General features: G+C 66.3%; 17 protein-coding genes. 4 read left to right on the top strand and 13 right to left on the bottom strand.

What is annotated here, in order from left to right:
- The first annotated feature begins 110 nt into the window (after positions 1–110).
- A complete protein-coding gene (locus tag ACP7DD_RS07330; RefSeq protein WP_426174058.1) occupies positions 111–674 on the top strand; it encodes a pseudouridine synthase in 564 nt (187 codons plus the stop codon).
- A 191-nt stretch (positions 675–865) separates the two neighbouring features.
- Here ACP7DD_RS07330 and rpsT read toward each other — a convergent pair whose 3' ends face one another.
- A complete protein-coding gene (rpsT, locus tag ACP7DD_RS07325; RefSeq protein WP_099788800.1) occupies positions 866–1129 on the bottom strand; it encodes a 30S ribosomal protein S20 in 264 nt (87 codons plus the stop codon).
- 241 nt (positions 1130–1370) lie between these two features.
- On the opposite strand from rpsT, the gene murJ reads away from it, so the two are divergent.
- Positions 1371–2927 carry a murein biosynthesis integral membrane protein MurJ gene (gene murJ, locus ACP7DD_RS07320; protein ID WP_426174057.1) on the top strand — a complete coding sequence of 519 codons (1557 nt, stop codon included), beginning with the start codon at positions 1371–1373 and terminating at the stop codon, positions 2925–2927.
- A gap of 7 nt (positions 2928–2934) precedes the next feature.
- Here murJ and ACP7DD_RS07315 read toward each other — a convergent pair whose 3' ends face one another.
- The 11 genes from ACP7DD_RS07315 to gspG are packed head-to-tail and all read right to left on the bottom strand — an operon-like array spanning position 2935 to position 12138.
- Positions 2935–3585, bottom strand: coding sequence for a type II secretion system protein (locus tag ACP7DD_RS07315; RefSeq protein ID WP_426174056.1), 651 nt, complete (start codon positions 3583–3585; stop codon positions 2935–2937).
- Positions 3586–3589: 4 nt separating this feature from the next.
- Positions 3590–3967 (bottom strand): type II secretion system protein, encoded by a 378-nt coding sequence (locus ACP7DD_RS07310; protein WP_426174055.1) that lies wholly within the window; start codon positions 3965–3967, stop codon positions 3590–3592.
- Complete coding sequence (locus tag ACP7DD_RS07305; protein ID WP_426174054.1) at positions 3961–4431, bottom strand: type II secretion system protein; 471 nt, start codon at positions 4429–4431, stop codon at positions 3961–3963. The genes ACP7DD_RS07310 and ACP7DD_RS07305 overlap by 7 nt, the downstream gene beginning before the upstream one ends.
- Positions 4428–6365: a secretin N-terminal domain-containing protein gene (locus tag ACP7DD_RS07300; RefSeq protein ID WP_426174053.1), complete on the bottom strand. Its 1938-nt coding sequence runs from the start codon at positions 6363–6365 to the stop codon at positions 4428–4430. The genes ACP7DD_RS07305 and ACP7DD_RS07300 overlap by 4 nt, the downstream gene beginning before the upstream one ends.
- The gene (locus ACP7DD_RS07295) at positions 6365–6898 is read right to left on the bottom strand and encodes a hypothetical protein (RefSeq protein WP_426174052.1); all 534 of its coding nucleotides are present in this window, start codon (positions 6896–6898) and stop codon (positions 6365–6367) included. Before ACP7DD_RS07295 ends, ACP7DD_RS07300 begins: the two co-directional genes overlap by 1 nt.
- Positions 6895–7476, bottom strand: coding sequence for a hypothetical protein (locus ACP7DD_RS07290; protein WP_426174051.1), 582 nt, complete (start codon positions 7474–7476; stop codon positions 6895–6897). The genes ACP7DD_RS07295 and ACP7DD_RS07290 overlap by 4 nt, the downstream gene beginning before the upstream one ends.
- On the bottom strand, positions 7473–8018 hold the full coding sequence (locus tag ACP7DD_RS07285; protein WP_426174050.1) for a PilN domain-containing protein: 546 nt from the start codon (positions 8016–8018) through the stop codon (positions 7473–7475). Before ACP7DD_RS07285 ends, ACP7DD_RS07290 begins: the two co-directional genes overlap by 4 nt.
- Positions 8015–8818, bottom strand: a complete 804-nt coding sequence (locus tag ACP7DD_RS07280; protein ID WP_426174049.1) for a hypothetical protein — start codon at positions 8816–8818, stop codon at positions 8015–8017. Before ACP7DD_RS07280 ends, ACP7DD_RS07285 begins: the two co-directional genes overlap by 4 nt.
- Entirely contained in the window at positions 8811–10511 is a 1701-nt protein-coding gene (locus ACP7DD_RS07275) for a GspE/PulE family protein (protein WP_426174048.1), read from the bottom strand. The genes ACP7DD_RS07280 and ACP7DD_RS07275 overlap by 8 nt, the downstream gene beginning before the upstream one ends.
- Positions 10508–11683 carry a type II secretion system F family protein gene (locus ACP7DD_RS07270; RefSeq protein WP_426174047.1) on the bottom strand — a complete coding sequence of 392 codons (1176 nt, stop codon included), beginning with the start codon at positions 11681–11683 and terminating at the stop codon, positions 10508–10510. Before ACP7DD_RS07270 ends, ACP7DD_RS07275 begins: the two co-directional genes overlap by 4 nt.
- Before the next feature lie 14 nt (positions 11684–11697).
- Positions 11698–12138, bottom strand: a complete 441-nt coding sequence (gspG, locus tag ACP7DD_RS07265) for a type II secretion system major pseudopilin GspG (protein ID WP_426174046.1) — start codon at positions 12136–12138, stop codon at positions 11698–11700.
- A 794-nt stretch (positions 12139–12932) separates the two neighbouring features.
- On the opposite strand from gspG, the gene ACP7DD_RS07260 reads away from it, so the two are divergent.
- Together ACP7DD_RS07260 and ACP7DD_RS07255 are read left to right on the top strand one after the other, a co-directional pair.
- Positions 12933–13607 carry an NF038120 family PEP-CTERM protein gene (locus ACP7DD_RS07260; protein WP_426174045.1) on the top strand — a complete coding sequence of 225 codons (675 nt, stop codon included), beginning with the start codon at positions 12933–12935 and terminating at the stop codon, positions 13605–13607.
- Between the two features lie 37 nt (positions 13608–13644).
- Positions 13645–16881, top strand: a complete 3237-nt coding sequence (locus ACP7DD_RS07255) for a S8 family serine peptidase (protein ID WP_426174044.1) — start codon at positions 13645–13647, stop codon at positions 16879–16881.
- 299 nt (positions 16882–17180) lie between these two features.
- Here the strand turns inward: ACP7DD_RS07255 and ACP7DD_RS07250 are convergent, their stop codons facing one another.
- Positions 17181–17885 (bottom strand): 2OG-Fe(II) oxygenase, encoded by a 705-nt coding sequence (locus tag ACP7DD_RS07250; protein ID WP_426174043.1) that lies wholly within the window; start codon positions 17883–17885, stop codon positions 17181–17183.
- Positions 17886–17935 lie beyond the last annotated feature (50 nt).

Here is a 17935-nt window from a genome sequence, read left to right as displayed (position 1 = left end):
AAAGGTCTTCTATAAGACATAAGAGACACGTTTCACATTATGCACCAGTATTTTACTAGGCGCTACGGTTTACGACACTAACAATTGGCTTTCAGCCAGACCAATCGCCTATGCCCCTGATTCTATTTAACAAGCCATTTAACGTGCTGTGCCAGTTTACGCCGCAGGAGGGGCGCGAGTCGCTCGCCGATTTCATTGCCACCCCGGGCATTTATCCGGCCGGACGGCTGGATGCCGACAGCGAGGGCCTGATGCTGCTGACCGACGACGGCCGCCTGCAGCACAGCATTGCCCATCCGGATCACAAGGAAGCGAAGACCTACCTGGTGCAGGTGGACGGCGACGTCGACGCGGCGGCGCTGGGGCGGTTGCAGGCGCCGCTCGATTTGGGCGACTTCGTCACCAAGCCTTGCCGCGCCGTCAAGATTGCCGAGCCCGAGTGGCTGTGGCCGCGCGCGCCGCCAATCCGGGTGCGGCTCGAGAAGCCGACCAGCTGGATCGCCGTCACTTTGCAGGAGGGAAAAAATCGCCAGGTGCGGCGGATGACGGCGGCGGTCGGCTACCCTACCCTGCGGCTGGTGCGCAGCAGTATCGGACCGTTTTCGCTGGCGACGCATCCGCTGATGCCGGGAGAATCGGTGGCGGTACCGGCCGGCGCGCTGAAAAAAATCTAATGCTGGTGTCAGGTCCGACATTAGTACATGAGTCCGCCCGATCAAACGGACTGATGTACTAATGTCAGACCTGACACCAGAAATTGATGTTGTGAAGCAAGCGCAAAAAACCCGCCGGACCGGAGTCAGGCGGGTTTTTTAACCACGGGTACTTCCTGCAGCAGCCGCCGAAGCAGCCGCCAACGCGGCTGTTAAGCCAGCGCTTTCAGGGCAGCAGCCAGGCGGCTCTTGTGGCGAGCGGCCTTGTTCTTGTGGATGATTTTCTTGTCGGCGATGCTGTCGATCTTCGAGACCGATGCCTGGAAGATCGTCGTAGCAGCTGCCTTGTCGCCAGCCTGGATCGCTTTACGCACAGCCTTGATTGCTGTACGCAGGGTCGAACGCTGCGACGAGTTGTGTGCGTTCTGCTTAACTGCTTGACGAGCGCGTTTGCGCGCTTGTGCGGTATTTGCCATGGAATTTCCTAAATCGGGGTCAAGTTGCGTTTGCAAACACAAGCGTCTGGCAAACCGGTAAGTCCATACTTTCTGAACGACCTTGCTGTCAAACCAGTGCCTGTCAAACAAGTGTGTCTGCGTAACAGAATTCTGTACAGCCTTCGATTATAGCGAATTAATCCGTCCCCGGCAATTCAAAAATCAACATTTGTTGGGCGTAGGCGCTTCGGCCGCTGTTGCCGGGCTATAATCTCGCGCCATGAACTTGCTCAGAACCCTCGCCGCCATTTCCAGCATGACCATGCTGTCCCGAGTCACCGGATTGCTGCGCGAGAGCCTGTTTGCCCGCGCTTTCGGCGCCTCGGCGTTCACCGACGCCTTCATCGTCGCCTTCCGTTTGCCCAACCTGCTGCGCCGCCTGTTTGCCGAGGGCGCCTTCTCGCAGGCGTTCGTGCCGATCCTGTCGGAATACAAGAACAAGCATGGCGAGGCGCAGACCAAGACGCTGGTCGATCACGCCGCCACGGTGCTGCTGTGGGCGACGATGGCGGTGGCGCTGGCCGGCATCGCCGCCACGCCGTTCATCCTGATGTGGCTGGGCGGCACGCTGACCGACCAGCCCGACGCCTTCGAAGCCGGCGTCTGGATGACGCGCCTGATGTTCCCTTATATAGCGTGCATGTCGTTCGTCGCGCTGTCGGGCGGCATCCTGAATACCTGGAGCCAGTTCAAGATCCCGGCCTTCACCCCGGTGCTGCTGAACCTGTGCTCGATCTTCGCCGCGCTGGTGCTGGTCAATTACATGGCGACGCCGATCTACGCGATGGCCATCGCGGTATGCGTCGGCGGCCTGCTGCAAGTGGGCATCCAGATTCCGGCCTTGATGAAGATCGGCATGCTGCCGCGCATCGGCATCAGCCCGTTGGCCGCCCTGCGCGACCCTGGCGTGCGGCGCATCCTGAAGAAGATGGGCCCGGCCGTGTTCGCCGTGTCGGCCGCCCAGATCAGCCTGCTGATCAATACCAGCATCGCCACCCGCCTGGCCACCGGCAGCGTGTCGGCCCTGCAATACGCCGACCGCCTGATGGAGTTCCCGACCGCCATGCTCGGCGTCGCGCTCGGCACCATCCTGCTGCCCAACTTGGCGAAGGCGAACACCGACGACAACGCCGAGGAATATTCGGCGCTGCTGAATTGGGGCCTGCGGCTGACGTTCCTGCTGGCGCTGCCGGCGGCGGTCGGCATGGCCGCGCTGGCCGAGCCGCTGATCGCCACGCTGTTCCATTACGGTAAATTCACCGCGCCGACGATCCACGCCGCGGCGCTGCCGCTGATGGCCTACAGTGCCGGCCTGGTCGGCATCATCCTGGTCAAGACGCTGGCGCCGGCGTTTTATGCGCGCCAGGACATCCGCACGCCGGTGCGCATCGCGCTGGTGGTGCTGGTCGCCACCCAGATCATGAACTACCTGTTCGTCTGGCAGATGAACATGCAGGTGGCCGGCCTGGCGCTGTCGATCGGCATCGGCGCATGCTTTAACGCGCTGCTGCTGTACATCGTCCTGCGGCGGCGCGACATCTTCGTGCCGCAAGCCGGCTGGCCGGCGTTTTTCGCCAAGCTGGTGGTGGCAGTGTGCGTGATGGGCGCGATGGCGTGGTACGCGCAAGAGCGGCTCGACTGGGCCGCGATGCAGGCGCAGCCGTGGCTGCGGGCCGGCGCGCTGTTTACCATCATCGGCGTGTGCGCCATCAGCTACTTCGGCGTGCTGTTCGTGCTCGGCTTCAGGCTGGGCGACTTCAAGCGCCGCGCGCGCTAGGAGAGCCTCAGCTTTCGTCCTTGCGTACCGGCGGCTTGCCCGCTTCGGCCGGCTCCTGGTCTTTTTCTTCCGGCTCGGCCGCCGGCTCGGGCGGCGGCGGCACGATTTCCTGCATCACCGGCTGCTCGGCGACGGGCGCGGCCGGGGCGCCCGGCTGTGGCGACGTGGCCGGCAGCGCCGGCACGATTGCGCCGGCGGCAAACTTCCAGTCCGACAGGTGCTGCCTGTTCTCGAAGCCGACAAAGCGCGCGGCGAAGTTGCCGATCTTGAGCGGCGGCGCCTTCGACAGGCTGTACACCGCGACCACCCCGACCTGGCCGGCCTGGTAGACGATGCCCCAGTCGGCCCTGCCGGTGACCGGGTCGACGAAGATCTTGCGCAGGTGGCGGCGCACGCCGGGCGTGCGCGAATCCTTGAGCAACTCGTTCAGGCTGGGCGGATGCAGCGGCTGGCCCTGCGGCGTGGCGGCGGCGTAGCTGTCGAGGGCATTGCTGAAGGCGGCGCCGATGTCGAGCAGTTCTTCTTCGGCGGCGGCGCGGCGCATCAGCGAATCGATCTTCAGCGTGGCGGCGCCGACCAGGCCGATGACGGTGACGAGCACGATCAGGCCGAGGTAGGTGAAGCCGCCCTGGTGCTGCCAACGTGTGCGGCACGCCATCTGGCTACCAGTCCAGATACGGCTTGCCGCTGCGGTCGTTGCCCGGCGCGCCGCTCTTGATCGTGTAGACGGCGCCCTTGCTGTCGTCTTCCGGCGGCACCACGATCCAGCTGACAGTGCTCTCGGCGATCGGGTCGAGCGGCAGCGCGCGCAGGTATTTTTTCTCCACCAGCTGTTCGAGCGAATCGGGATAGCGCCCGGTGTCGCTGTAGAACTGGTCGATCACGGCGCGCGTGTTGCGCAGGTTGTCGGCCAGGATGGTCTCCTTGGCGCTGTCGATGCTCGGGAAAAAGCGCGGCACCGCGAGCGTCAGCAGCAGCGCGACGATGCCGAGCACCACCAGCAGCTCGATCAGGGTGAAGCCGCGCCGGCGCGTCACCATTTGCGGTACGGCACGCCGTTCAGGCCGGTCCGCTCCGAGGTTGAATAGACGTCGTAGACGTCGTCGCCTTCGCGCGGGTCGGCCGCTTCGCTGGCGTAACTGCGCTTGCCCCACGATTGCGACGGCGGCACGCCGGCTTCGGCATTGAACGGGTCGCGCGGCAGGCGGCGCAGGAAGAAAATCTTTTGCGCCTTCGGGCTGCGCAGGTCAGGCACGCCGTCGACCAGCAGGTCCAGCTTGGGCGGGTAGCCGGTGGCGCCGGCGCCTTTGGCGACGCGCCCCTCGTCGCTGGCCTTCTTGTAGGCGTCGATGCCGGCGCGAATCTCGCGCAGCGACTGGCGCAGCTCCTGCTCGTGGCGGCGCTGCACGGTGACCTGCGCGGCCGGCGCGACGATGGTGCCGAGCAGCGCCAGGATCGCCAGCGTGACGAGCAGCTCGATCAGCGTGAAGCCGCGCATGGTCATTGCGCCGGCGGCGCCGCCGGCAGCGGCGTGACGATGACGCCAGTGTTGGTCGGCGACGGCGCGGCCGGCGTGACCGTGACGGTGGCCGGCACCGGCGCGGCCGGAATCACGGCCGGCATCACGACCGGCGCGCGGACGTTGGTGTCGGGACGGCGGCGAAAGCTCGTCTCGGTGCCGGCCGAGAACTCCGACGCGCCCTGCGCCGGACGCTGGATGTTGCGCACAAGGTGAGGCGTGATCGACAAGACGATCTCGGTCTTGTCGGTCGAATCGCGCGTGCTGCCGAACAGGCGGCCGAGGATCGGCAGGCTGCCAAAGCCTGGCACCTTGCTGCCGCTGGTGCGGTCTTCGTTGTTGATCAGGCCGGCGAGCACCTGGTTCTCGCCGTCTTTAAGCTGCAGCATGGTGGCGGCCGATCGGGTGCCGATGCGGTAGGCGACCGAACCGGACTTGGTGGTAATCGAATCGACCAGGTTCGACACCTCGAGCGAAATGCGAATCGCCACTTCGTTGTTGAGGTAGATGGTCGGCTCGACGTTCAGGGTCAGGCCGACATCGACGTAGTTGATCGCCTCGGAAGCGAAGCCGCCGCTGGTGCCGGGCGTGATGATGGTGGTGATGTTGGGGACCTTGTCGCCGATGACGACCTTGGCCTTTTCGCGGTTGCGCACGCGGATGCGCGGGTTGGCCAGCGTGTTGGAGTCGCCGTCGGTCTTGTTGGCGTTGGCGACGAGCGACACGCCGGTGACGCCGATGTTGCCGGAGTTGAGGTTGCGCAGCGCGTTGATCGTCAGCGCGCCGCCGGCAGGCGTTTGCAGCGGCGCGAAGCCCAGGCTCGACGGCCACGAGATGCCGAGGTCCATCAGGCGGCTGCGCTTGATCTCGAGGATCTCGACGTCGAGCATGACTTCCGGTTCGGCGACGTCCTGCAGCGCCACCAGGCGGCTGGCCAGGCGCACCGCTTCCGGGCTGTCGCGCAGGATCACCAGGTTCAGCTTCTCGTCGACGACGACGTCGCGCGACTTGAGGATCGTCTTGAGGGTATTGGCGACGACCTTGGCGTCGGCATTGGCCAGGAAGAAGGTCTTCACCGTCATCTCCTGGTATTCCTTCAGCTTGACCGCGTTGTTCGGGTAGACCAGGATGGTGTTGCCGTCCATGACCTGCTGCTCGAGCTGGTTGCTGACCAACAGATAGTAGATGGCCGCTTCGACGGTGCTGTTCTTCAGGAAGATCGAGGTGCGCTGGTCGGTCTTGACGTCTTTATCGAACAGGAAGTTCAGGCCCGAGCGGCGCGAGATGACCTCGAACACCTGCTTGAGCGAGGCGTCGCGAAACTCGATATTGAGCGGCAGTTTATAGGCGGCCGACAGCCCGGCTTCGGCGGCCGGCGCCGACGTTTTCTCGGTCACCTGCGCGGCCAGCAGGCGCGCCGCTTCGTGGTTCGGGCGCTCGGACAGGATCGCCGCGGTCTTCTGGCGCGCCAGCTCGTAGTCCTTGTTGTCGAAGGCGGCGGCGGCGTCGGCCATCAGCACGGCGTGGCGGGCGTCGGCTTCGACCAGGCGCAGGCCGGCGCGGGCGCGCTCGTGGGCCGGATCGAGCGCCAGCGCGCGCTGGTAGTTTTGCAGCGCCAGCTCGGCCTGGCCGTTGGCCAGTTCGCGTTCGGCCTGTTCGACCAGGCGCGTGGTGTTGCGGTCGCGCGCCTGCAGGAAGGCGCTCTTGTAGCGCGCGTTGCCAGGTTCGGCGGCGACCGCCTCGCGGTACTTGACCAGGCCCGCTTCGACCTGGCCGTCGGCGACCAGTTTTTCGCCGTCGCGGTAGGCCATCTGCGCGGCGCAGCCGGCCAGCGCCAGCGCCACGCAGCCCAGCGCCAGACGTTCGACGACGCGGCGCGCGAGAAGCGGGCGGCGGGTGCCAATTAGACGGTGAGCCATCAGTCGCGTACTCCAATATTAAGCTGTTGAACCTGATTCATCGGCAGGTAGGTGAACGTCATGGCCGGCGGCGCGATGGCGTCGACCCGGTACACGCCGTCGATCACGGTCTTGTTCCGCACGATCAAAGTCTCGGCGCCGCGCGCGAGGAACACTTCCCATTCACCCTTTTCGACGGCTTTGCCGACGAAGGTGAATGGCAGCGGCGGCGCGGTCGGCGGCGGCGGCGGCGGCGCCACGACAGGTTGCGGCGGCGGCGGTGGCGGCGTCCAGTCACGGCTGCCGAAAGCGTCGGCGCCATCGCCGGCGGCGATCAGCTCTTCGCGCGGCAGCAGGCGCAGGATAACCGGAGCGGCGGCGGCAGCTTTCGGCGCCGCGGCAGCGTCGACGCGTGCCGGCGCAGCGGCGGCAGCTATCGGTGCGCGCACGACCGGTTCGACGACGTCGCCGCCGCCCGGGGTCTTGTCGCCGAACACGGCAAAGCCGGCGGCGACGACCAGTGCGGCGCCCATCAACAGGTGGCGCGGCGTCATCGCGGCGCTCCCGGCGCCTGGTCGGCCAGGTACAGCGTCAGGCGCACGCGCGCTTCGACGGCCGGCGCGCCGATGGTGTCGCGCCGAAAACTGATCTCGTCGAGCGAGGCGAATGGAATGGCGCGCAGCGCCTGCATGCCGAACTGCCAGATGGCGCCGTAGCTGCCCTTGACCGGCAGGTTGACCTGGTAGGTATGGAAGCGGCCGTTCTGGTCGTATGCGCTCTTGTACTCGCCCTGGCTGAGCACCAGCCCGGTCTTCTGCGCCAGCGCGAACAGCGTCTTGACCTGCTGCTCGGCATAGCGGCGCTCGCCCAGCGTGTCGTAGAACAGCGCCAGGTTGTGGTCGGCGTTGGCCGGCGCCGCCGCCGGCAGCGCGACCCGCAGCGGCGGCGTCATCGCCTGGTTCAAAGCGGCGGCCTGGCGCTGGCCTTGCAGCGCGCGTGCCGGCAGCAGCCAGGCCAGCGACAGCGCCGCGGCCACGCACAGCACGATGGCGACCGCGGCCACCGGGCCGAGCGCGGCAAGCGCGAGGCGCAGGCGCAGGTACCAACTCGCCAGGACGGTTGCGGCATTCATCGGGCGCTCCACTGGGCGTCGATCTGGAAGCGGATCGGCTTGTTCGGATCGAGCTCGTTGATCTCGTGGCGCTGCAGCGCGACGGCGGTAAACAGCTCCTGCTGCTTGAGCCGCTCGATATAGCCGATCATCTCGTCGCTGGTTTTCGCTTCGGCGGTGATCTTCATGCTGAAGCGGCGCGGATCGGGTTCGAGCGCCAGCAGCGCGACGCCTTTCGGCGTGGCGTCGGCAACCGCGTCGCGCAGCGCGCGCCACGGCAGGTTCAGCTGCATGACGGCGGCGTTGATGGCGGCAGCCTGCGGCGCGCCGACCGGCGGGGGCGGCGCGGCGGCGAGCACCACCACCGGCGTGGCCGACTGGGCGCGCACCAGCGCCAGCTGGTTGTCGAGCGCGCGCTGGCGCGCCATCGTCTGCCAGCCAATGAAGCCGGCGCCGGCGCACAGCAGCAGCGCCAGCAGCGCCAGGCTCCACGCCAGGGCGCCGGTGCGATGCAGCGTGCGCGCCAGGCTCGGTGGCGCGAAATCGATGCGCACGCGCTTCATGCGGCGCTCCCGCTGGCGGCAAGAAGCGCGGCGGCCGACCAGCCGCCCGGCGCGGCGGCGCCAAGCCGGGTGCAGGCGCCCGCTTCCAGCCACGCAGGCGGCACGCTGCCCCATAGCTGCAGCCGCTGCGGCGCCGCCACGTTCATGCGCAGCGCCTCGCGTCCGACGTGGGCGGCGAGCCAGGCGGCGTCGGCGCCGTCGGGCACGGCCGCGGCGCGCACGGCGCCAACGGCCTGGCCGCCCGCTTCGACGGCGCCGAGCGTGAGCACGCCGCCGTGGACGACGCCGAACCAGGCGCCGGCACGCAGCGCGCCGGCGAAGCGATTGAGCACGGCGACGAACTGCGGCACGATTTCAACGGCGTTCAAGCGCTGCAGCGCGGCGCCCTGCCCCAGCGCGCCGAGCAGCGCGCGCGGCAGCGCCGCGGCGAGGAAGGGGCGCACCGGATCCCAGCCGGCCTGGATGGTCCAGCCGGCGGCCGGCTCGCCATACAGGCGCTGGAAGCGCAGCGCCGCTGCCGCTTCGAGGTCGGCCAGGCGGGTGGTGTTGGCGGGCGGCGCAACTTGCCACAGCCGCACCAGGTCGTCGGCCAGCACGATCGTCAGCGGCCAGCCGGCGTGGCCTTCGAGCACGGCGGCGAGCGCCGCGCGCACGCTGTCGGCATGGTCGAGCGCACCCGGTCCGAGTGCGTGTTCGGCCAGCAGATCGGCCGGCGCGCCGCCCCAGCGGCTCGTTTTCACCAGCGCGATGCCGCCCGTTGCCACGCCCAGGCGCAGCGCTTTGCCAAAGCCGCTACGCATGCAAGGTCACCCGCTTGATTTCGGTGAGCGTGGTGGCGCCGCGCTTGACCAGGTCGAGCGCGGCCAGGCGCAGGCTGCGGGTGCCGTTGTCGTAAGCGGCCGCCTTGATTTTGCGGATCGGCTGCTTGTCGACGATCATTTCGCGGATCTCGTCGTTGAGGGTGAGGATTTCGGCGATCGAGCGGCGCCCCTTGTAGCCGGTGCCGCGGCAGTCGCCGCAGCCTTTTCCCTGCATGAACAGCCAGTCCTGGACGTCGACGCGGGCCAGGTTGACGGCGGCCAGTTCGGCGTCGTCGGGCCGATACGCGGTGGCGCAGTGCGGGCAGTTGGTGCGCACCAGCCGCTGCGCCCAGATGCCGTTGAGCGCAGAGACGAACGCATACGGGTCGATGCCCATGTGGGTGAAGCGGCCGAACACGTCAAACACGTTATTGGCGTGCACGGTGGTGAGCACCAGGTGGCCGGTCAGCGCCGACTGCACGGCGATTTCGGCGGTTTCGCGGTCGCGGATTTCGCCGACCATGATCTTGTCCGGGTCGTGCCGCAGGATCGAGCGCAGGCCCTTGGCGAACGTCAGCCCCTTCTTCTCGTTGACCGGGATCTGCAGGATGCCGGGCAGCTGGTATTCGACCGGGTCTTCGATCGTGATGATCTTCTCGCGGCCATTGTTAATCTCGGTCAGCGCCGCATACAAGGTGGTGGTCTTGCCGGAGCCGGTCGGGCCGGTCACCAGCAGCATGCCGTAGGCTTCCTGCGCCAGCGAACGCAGCGACACGAGCGAGGCGGCGTCGAAGCCGAGCGCCTCCAGCGTCAATGCTCCGTAGGCTTCGATCATGGCGCGCTTGTCGAGGATCCGGATGACCGCGTCCTCGCCGTGAATGCTCGGCATGATCGACACGCGCAGGTCGATCTCGCGCCCGCCCGACTCGACCCGGAAACTGCCGTCCTGCGGGATGCGGCGCTCGGAGATGTCGAGTTCGGCCAGCACCTTCAGGCGCGAGATGACCTGCTCGGCCACTTCGATGCCGTTGACGGCGGTGGCGTGATCGAGCACGCCGTCGATGCGGTACTTGACGGCCAGGCCGCCGGCGGTGCTCTCGAGATGGATGTCGGAGGCGCCGGCCTTCAGGGCGTCATATAAGGTGGAGTTGACCAGCCGGACCGCCGGGCTGGCCGCTTCGCTGACGGAAGCGAACGACAGCACCGCGGTGGTCTTGCCGTCGCGCTTGGCATCGAGCACGCCGGGCGACAGGCTGTCGACGGCGCGGGCCGACTCCTCGTGCTTGCCGAGATAGGCCTGGATGTCGGAGGCCAGCGCCAGGCGTGTCTGCAGCGGCTGCTGCGCGGTGGCGCGCGCGCGCGCGCCCAGCCAGGTTTGCAGGTCGAGGTCGAACGGGTCGGCCAGCACGCCGATCAGTTCGCGCGTGGGACTTCTGAGCAGCACGCAGCGGCGCGCCAGCGCTTCCGACAGCGGCAGCAGGTCGAACGCCGGCGTGAACGCCAGCATGTCGGCCGTTTCGGCCACCGCCAGGCCGAACGGCGCGGCCAGCGCGCGCACCAGCTGGCGCGGGTCGGCGCCGGTTTCGGCTTCGATCTCGTCGACCAGCGAGCGCTGCGATTGCGCGCTGCGCGCGCGGCAGCGCGCCAGCAAGGCCGGGTCGAGCGGCGCGGGCGCCGTCAGCGGCGCGTTCACGACATGTCTCCGGCCAGATCGAAAATCGGCATGTACAGCAGCACCACGATGGCGCCCACCACCAGCCCGATCGCGGCCATCAGCAGCGGCTCGAAGGTGCGCGTGAAGCGGTCGATCCAGCGGCTGATTTCGCCGTCGTAAAAAGCGGCCGACTGGGTCAGCATCGGCCCCATGTCGCCAGTGCGCTCGCCGACGCGCAGCATGCGCAGCGAGATCGGCGTGGTCAGGCCGTTGGCGGCAAACGCGCTCGACAGCGGCTGGCCCGATTCGATCTCGAGGCGCGCCTGCTGCAGGCCGGCGCGCACGTCGGGCGAAACCATCGACTGCACCGTGTCGATCGCATGGACGATCGGGATGCCGCCTTCGCTGAGCATGCCGAGCGTCAGGTACAGGCGCGACAACTCATAGATGCGCACCCGCTCGCGCAGACCAGGCAGGCGCGCCAGCAGGCCGGCGACGCCGCCGCGCGCGAGCACGTGGCGCACGCCGAAAATGAGCAGCGCGGCGAGCGCGCCGATGGCGGCCAACAGCAGCGCGGTGTGATTGGCGGCAAACTGGCCCCACGACAGCATCAGGCGCGACATGAACGGCAGGTCGCGCCCGGCGCCCTGGTAGACCTCGGCGAACTTCGGCACGACGTAGGTAATCAGGAAGCCGCTGACGGCGCCGCCGACGGCGAGCAGGATCATCGGATAGATGGCGGCGCTGACGATCTTTGCGCGCACGGTGTCGATGCGCTGCTGGTAGTCGATGTAACGCGCCAGCGAGCGTGGCAGGTCGCTGGTGCCTTCGGCCGCCTTGACGATGCCGATGTACAGCGGCGGAAAGCGGTCGGCCTGTTCGGCCAGCACGCTGGAAAAGCGCTTGCCCTCGCGCAGGCCGGCGAGCAGGCGCCCAAGCACGTTGGCCAGCGCCGGATTGGCTTCCTTCTCGAGCAGCGCTTCGAGCGCTTCGACGACGCCGAGGCCGGCCGACAGCAGCGCCAGCAATTCCTGGCTGAACAGCACCAGCGAAATGCCGCCCTTGGTGCGGGCGCCGCCGCGGCGCTTGACGTTCGAGACGAACAGGCCGCGCGCCTCGACCTGGCGGCGGGCGTCGGCTTCATCGAGCGCATCGATGCTCAGCTGTTCGACCACGGCGTTGGCCGACAGGGCGCGCACCACGTACTGCATGTTCTCGGTCCGCCCTAGTTGGTGATGTCGGCGTCGTCGCCGCTGCCGCCGGCCTGACCGTCGCGGCCCAACGAGACGATTTCGTATTCGCCCTTCGGTCCGGGCGCGCGGTACTGGAACGGGTGGCCCCACGGATCGGGCGGCAACGCCTTCTTCAAGTACGGACCGTTCCACTTGCCGGCGCCGGTGGCGGGCGCTACGAGCAGCGCGGCGAGGCCTTCCTCGGTGCTCGGATAACGGCCGACGTCGAGGCGATAGGTGTCGAGCGACTTTTCGAAGGCGCCGATCTGCGCCTTGGCGATGGTCACTTCCGACTTGCCCAGCTGCGAGAAATATTTCGGGCCGACGTAGGCCGCCAGCAGGCCGATGATGACGATCACGACCAGCAGCTCGAGCAAGGTGAAGCCGTTGTCACGCTGGCGACGGGCGGTGCCCTGTTTGATTGCTGAATACATCAGACCGACTCCTGTTGCGCTGCGTGGGTTCGAGCGGCCCCGCCCTCGTGGGGCAAAGCGCGATTTTGGCGTGCAAGGCTACCATGCGGCTCGCAATTCCCACAACTCTTCTTTACCGGTATCGATCGGCGCCACAGGGCATGTTCACATAGGAAAATTCTGCGCGCAGTGCCACCCTGAACGGCGCCCGCCATGCCCGCGCGTTGAACACTGCCAATGTCGAAATGTGAACTTTGCGCGTGAGTGTTCGTTAATTACGACACATCAATCGATCCTGGGTGACCTTGCGAGCACCAGGCTAGACGTGCAACCGAGCCCAATCCTAGTAGGCAAAACCGCAGGAAATTTCAAAATAAGCTGAAAAAAGCGTTTATTAAACGATGAACTTATTTTCACACAAGTTATCGCCGAAGCTATAGTTCAGTTCAACCAGCTATTCAAAGCTGGAAACAGGGCGTCGGCAATCCCGATCAACGATGTCTCCCTGCGCTATCACAGCGCTGTCGAAAAGAAAAGGCATTTCCACGATGTCGCGAATTTGCTGCATTTTTTCAACTCGTCTGCATGCGGCGAAAATCAATTTTCCCAGTAGTAACAGAATTTTATTCTGGAAATAGTTAGAATCAAAAATAATATCCGTTAACTTTCTCTACAGGTTAATTGCTTCCTTTGCTATATTTGGTGACAATCTGAAAAATTTGGAGAGTGTTGCTACCAAGCCTGGGAGAGGGCGCCGCCACAAGCGGTGCCACGACCGATACAAAATAATCAAGCACTTGACGGGGACGAACAAAATGAAAAAAATTATCAGCTTAGCGGTCGCGATGGCTTTCGCCAGCGTTTGTGGTTCGGCGTCGGCCGGCACGGTGACGTTCGAGGCATTTGGCCCAGGCATCTACTCCAACGGTGACGTGCTCACCGATGGCCTCCAGACCATCACGGTGCGCGGCCAGGGCGGCTTCGACGGCGCCACCTTGAATGGCAGCGATCCGTTCTCCTGCTTCATCGGCGTATGCCCGACCGGCAACCGGAGCATCTACTACGCAGCTCTCAACGACGGCGCCGTCAGCTTCGGCCTGAGCGGTAATGACTTCAACCTGACCGGTCTCGACTTCGGTTTCATCCTGCCCGTGCCGACCCAGCTGAGCCAGTCGGTCGGCCGCCTGATCGTCATGGGTAACGACGGCAGCACCGTAGCGCAGGACTTCTCGCTGCAAAACGTGAATGGCGACTTCGCGTTCGCCCGCTGGAACTTCGATGGCGCCTTCGGCCAGATGCGCTTCACCGAGGCCACCTTCAGCGCCTGCGTGTACAACGCCGACCGCAGCGCCTGCGCGAACCCCGCCGGCAACCAGGCCCAGTTCGCCATCGACAACATCACGTATGTTCCTGAGCCGGGCAGCCTGCCGCTGGTCGCGCTGAGCCTGGCCGGCTTGTTCGCCGCCACCCGCCGCCGCCAATCCGCTTGATTCACTCCCCTCACCTTTCAGATCCGGGATCACTCAAATGAACAAGAAACTCCATCCAATCTCACTGGCAGTCATGACGCTGGTGGCCGGCATCGCGTTCAGCGCGCACGCCCAGGAAGTGCGCCGTTCGTATATCGTCCAGCTGCCGGCGGCAGCGGCGGCCTCGTATGAAGGCGGCATCGCCGGCCTGCCGGCGACCAAGCCGGCGCCAGGCACCTACCTCGACATCACGGCGGCGAACGTGCAGAGCTACATCGCCTACCTCGAGCAGAAACAGAACGACGTGCTGGCCACGATCGACCCGGCCAATGTCACGCACCGCTACGACGTCGCGCTCAACGGCTTTGCCGCCAACCTGACCGACGCCGAAGTACGCGCACTGAAGAAAAACGCCGGCGTGCTGAGCATCCATGCCGATGTCCTGCACCAGCCGCACACCAGCAGCACCCCGAACTTCCTCGGCCTCGAGCAACCGAACAGCCTGTGGAGCAAGGTCGGCGGCAAGGGCGCCGCCGGCGAAGACATCATCATCGCCATGCTCGACAGCGGCGTGTGGCCGGAGAACCTCAGCTTCGCCGACCGCGTCGACGCCAACGGCGTGCCGACCCATGCCGCCAGCGGCACCCAGGTGTACGGCGCGGCGCCGGCCAAATGGAAAGGCATCGGCTGCGAAATCAAACCTGGCATCAAGGCGTCGGACTGCAATAACAAGCTGCTCGGTATCCGTTCGTACATCGGCTCGACCGGCACCATCGCGATCGACGCGGGCGACTTCCTGTCGGGCCGCGACGGCACCACCGGCAGCGGTGGCGGGCACGGCTCGCACACGTTGTCGACCGCGGGCGGCAACGCCGGCGTGCCGGTCACCATCAGCGGCGTCGACCTCGGCTCCCTGTCGGGCATGGCGCCGCGCGCGCGCCTGGCAATGTACAAGGTCTGCTACCGGGCGACGCCGACCACTGGCGGCTGCGCCAGCGCCTACACCGTGGCCGCCGTCAACCAGGCGATCAAGGACGGCGTCGACGTCATCAACTACTCGATCGGCCCGACCGCCGGCGGCGGCCTGATCACCGACCCGCAGGAAGTAGCCTTCCTGAACGCGTCGAACGCCGGCATTTTCGTCGCCGCGTCGGCCGGCAACTCCGGTCCCGCCACCGCCCCTACCGCCAACCTGGGGCCGTGGCACGCGACGGTGGCGTCGGCCACCCATAACCGCAGCGTCGGCGCCGATGTCATCGAAGGCAGCGGCGCACGCTACCGCGGCGCCTCGCTGAACCAGTCTGCGCTGCCAAGCGCGGGCATCGTCGACGCCCGCAACGCCGGCGTCGTGGCGTATGACGCGCTGACGGACCAGGACAAGATGGCGCGCCGCTTCTGCTACACCGAGACGGACCGCAATACGGCTGGTGCAACCACCTTCCCGGGTTTCCCGGCCGGCACGACGGCGTCGTCGAACGCCGCGATGGATCCGGCGATGGTGGCCGGCAAGATTGTCGTCTGCGACCGCGGCAACAACGGGCGCGTGTCGAAGAGCGCTGCGGTGCGAACCGCCGGTGGCGTCGGCATGGTGCTGTCCGATAACGGCGCCGGCCTCGTGAGCGAAGTGCACGCGGTGCCGACAGTTCACATCAGCCAGGGCGATGGCGCCCTGCTGAAAGCGTACATCGCCGCCAACGCCGCCCCGATGGCCGAGCTGACCAAGGCCCAGGCCTTCCTCGACAAGCCGGCGCCGTTCATCAGCGGCTTCTCGTCGCGCGGACCAAACGTGGGCGACGCCAACATGCTCAAGCCGGACGTCGCCGCGCCGGGCAGCGATATTGTCGCCTCCTACACGCCGGCGCTGACGGCGGCCGAAGTGACGACGCTGAAAAATGGCGGCGCCACCACCAAGACCGGCGCCAGCATCATTTCCGGCACGTCGATGTCCAGCCCGCACATCGCCGGCATCGCCGCGCTGCTCAAGCAGCAGAACCCGAGCTGGTCGCCAGCGATGATCAAGTCGGCGATGATGACGTCGGCTACCGACACGCTCAACGACGGCGTCACGGCGATCCTGCCATGGACCACCGGCTCGACCACCGCAGCGGGCAACATGCCGTTCGCGCAAGGCGCCGGCCACGTGGCACCAAACGGCGCCAGCGATCCAGGGCTGGTGTACGACGCCGGTCAGATCGACTACCTGCGCCTGTCCTGCGGCCTGGCGGCGCCGAACACGCAGCTCTACCCGGCGGGCAACTGCAACTTCTACGGCTCGATGAAAGCGTCCGACCTGAACTTGCCGTCGCTGACGTCGAGCACGGTGCTCGGCACGCAAACCTTCACCCGCACGGTCAAGAACGTCTACCCGGTGTCGTCGACCTACAACGCGACGGCGACCATCAGCGGCTATGGCGCGGTGGTCACGCCGGCCAGCTTTACGGTCGCGCCAGGCGCCAGCCAGACCTTCACCGTCAAGGTAACCCGCACGACGACGCCGCTGAACGCCTGGGGCTTCGGCAACCTGGTCCTGGCGGACGAGCACGGCCACACCGTGCGCAGCCCGATCAGCGTGCGCGGCACCGCGCTGGCGGTGCCTTCGCTGGTCTACAGCGAAGCGGTCAGCGGCAGCAAGATGCTCACCATCGGCACCGGTTTCGCCGGGCCGATGAGCGTCGACAAGGGCGGCCTGAAGACGGCGGCGCGCAATACGTTTACCTTCAGCGCCGTCAGCACGGCGACGCAGGCGCCGTTGTGCGTGGCCGGCACCGATGCAGCCGTGCGGCTGACGAGCTTCGTCGTTCCGGCCGGCGCACTGGCGGCACGCTTCTCGCTGTACAACGCCGACACGACCGCCGGCAGCATCCCCGATGCGGTGGACGATCTCGACCTGGTCATCCTGAACGCGGCGAACGCGGTCGTCGGCAGCAGCGGCAACGATGGATCGAACGAGTCGGTGACGTTCCTGAACCCGGCGCCAGGCACCTACAAGGCCTGCGTGATTGCCTACAACAAGCAGACGCGTGCGACCACCACGGCTACTCTGTCGTCGTGGATCGTTTCGCCAAGCGACGTCGGCGGCAACTTCAAGGTGCTGGTACCTGCCAACGCGTATGTCGGCGGCACCGCATCGGTCGGCATGAGCTGGTCGGGCCTGGCAACCGGCCAGCGCTTCCTCGGCGCGGCGACGTTCAAAGTCGGCGGCGTGGCGTCGGGCACAACGCTGATCGACATCCAGACCAACGACCCGGTACCACTGGGAACCGGTTCGAAGCCGATCGTCAGCAGCGACGACTGATCGCTAGTTCGGGGCTGTCCGCCAGGGCAGCCCGGTAAAAAGGCCGCTTCACCGAAAGGTGCCGCGGCCTTTTTTTGGATGCCGCGAACGCAACTTTCCAGCTCGACTTCAGGGGGGCGGAAATCCACCTGCGGATGATCGCGTTGGTGTCCGCGCTACGTTCGTCAGGGATTGGCACTGCGCTGCTGCCCAAGCTCCTGCGCTGCAGTCATCAGGTCGGGTTGCCTCGACGTTTTCGGGTCTTTCGTGTCGACCATACGGCCAAACGCAACAGGCCAGAGCGCCCCGCTGTTGCCTGATCAGGCCACGCCGAACAGCGTTTCAGCGCGCTGGTACAGGATCCAGCTGGTGGCGATGTACTTGTTGCCGCCGACCGGGCGGTTGCCGCGGTGGGTGTGGGTGAACGCGGCCGGCGCGATCAGCAAGCTGCCGGTTGTCGGCTTCACCTTGACCTGCTGGTATAGAAATTCGGTTTCGCCGGCGTCGAACTCATCGTTGAGATACACGGTCCACAGCAGAGCGCGGTGCAAGGCCTCGCCCTGGTCGCGCTTGGGGTATTGCTCACAATGCCAGTACGGATAGCCGCCCTGGTCGGCCACGTATTTCTGGATATTGATGCTGCCGAATCTGAATACCTTCGCAATGAGCCCCGTTAGCAACACGTCGGACAGCGCGGCGACCCCGCCGGCATCGAGCAAAACCTGCTGCCCGGTGGCCGGATCCTGCATCTTCAGCTGCAGCGGGGCCAGCGCCACATACGCGTAGCGGCGCAGGTATTGCTTGAATCCTGCCAGCACCGCCTGGTTGAGTCCGAGGGCCACATCGGACCAGCCGGACGCCTGATCGAGCTGGATGTCCCAGCTGTCTTTCATCGTCAGATCCAGGCCACTGCCGGTCAGCCCGCGTTGCGCCTGGCCGCTCGCTTCGAAACGCTCGATCCAGGCGCGGCAAAGGGCGGCATCGACGGCGTTATCGGACATTTCAATGAAATCGGCGGAGGGCATGTCGAGAGCTCGTTGCAAAAAAACAGGGAATCAATGCGGCAGCCGCTCGA

It is taken from the genome of Massilia sp. TWR1-2-2, assembly GCF_049897565.1.
Taxonomy (GTDB): Bacteria; Pseudomonadota; Gammaproteobacteria; order Burkholderiales; family Burkholderiaceae_D; genus JAFCUW01.
The sequence above is the reverse complement of the archived record's forward strand: the minus strand, read 5'-3'. Positions and strand labels throughout refer to the sequence as shown.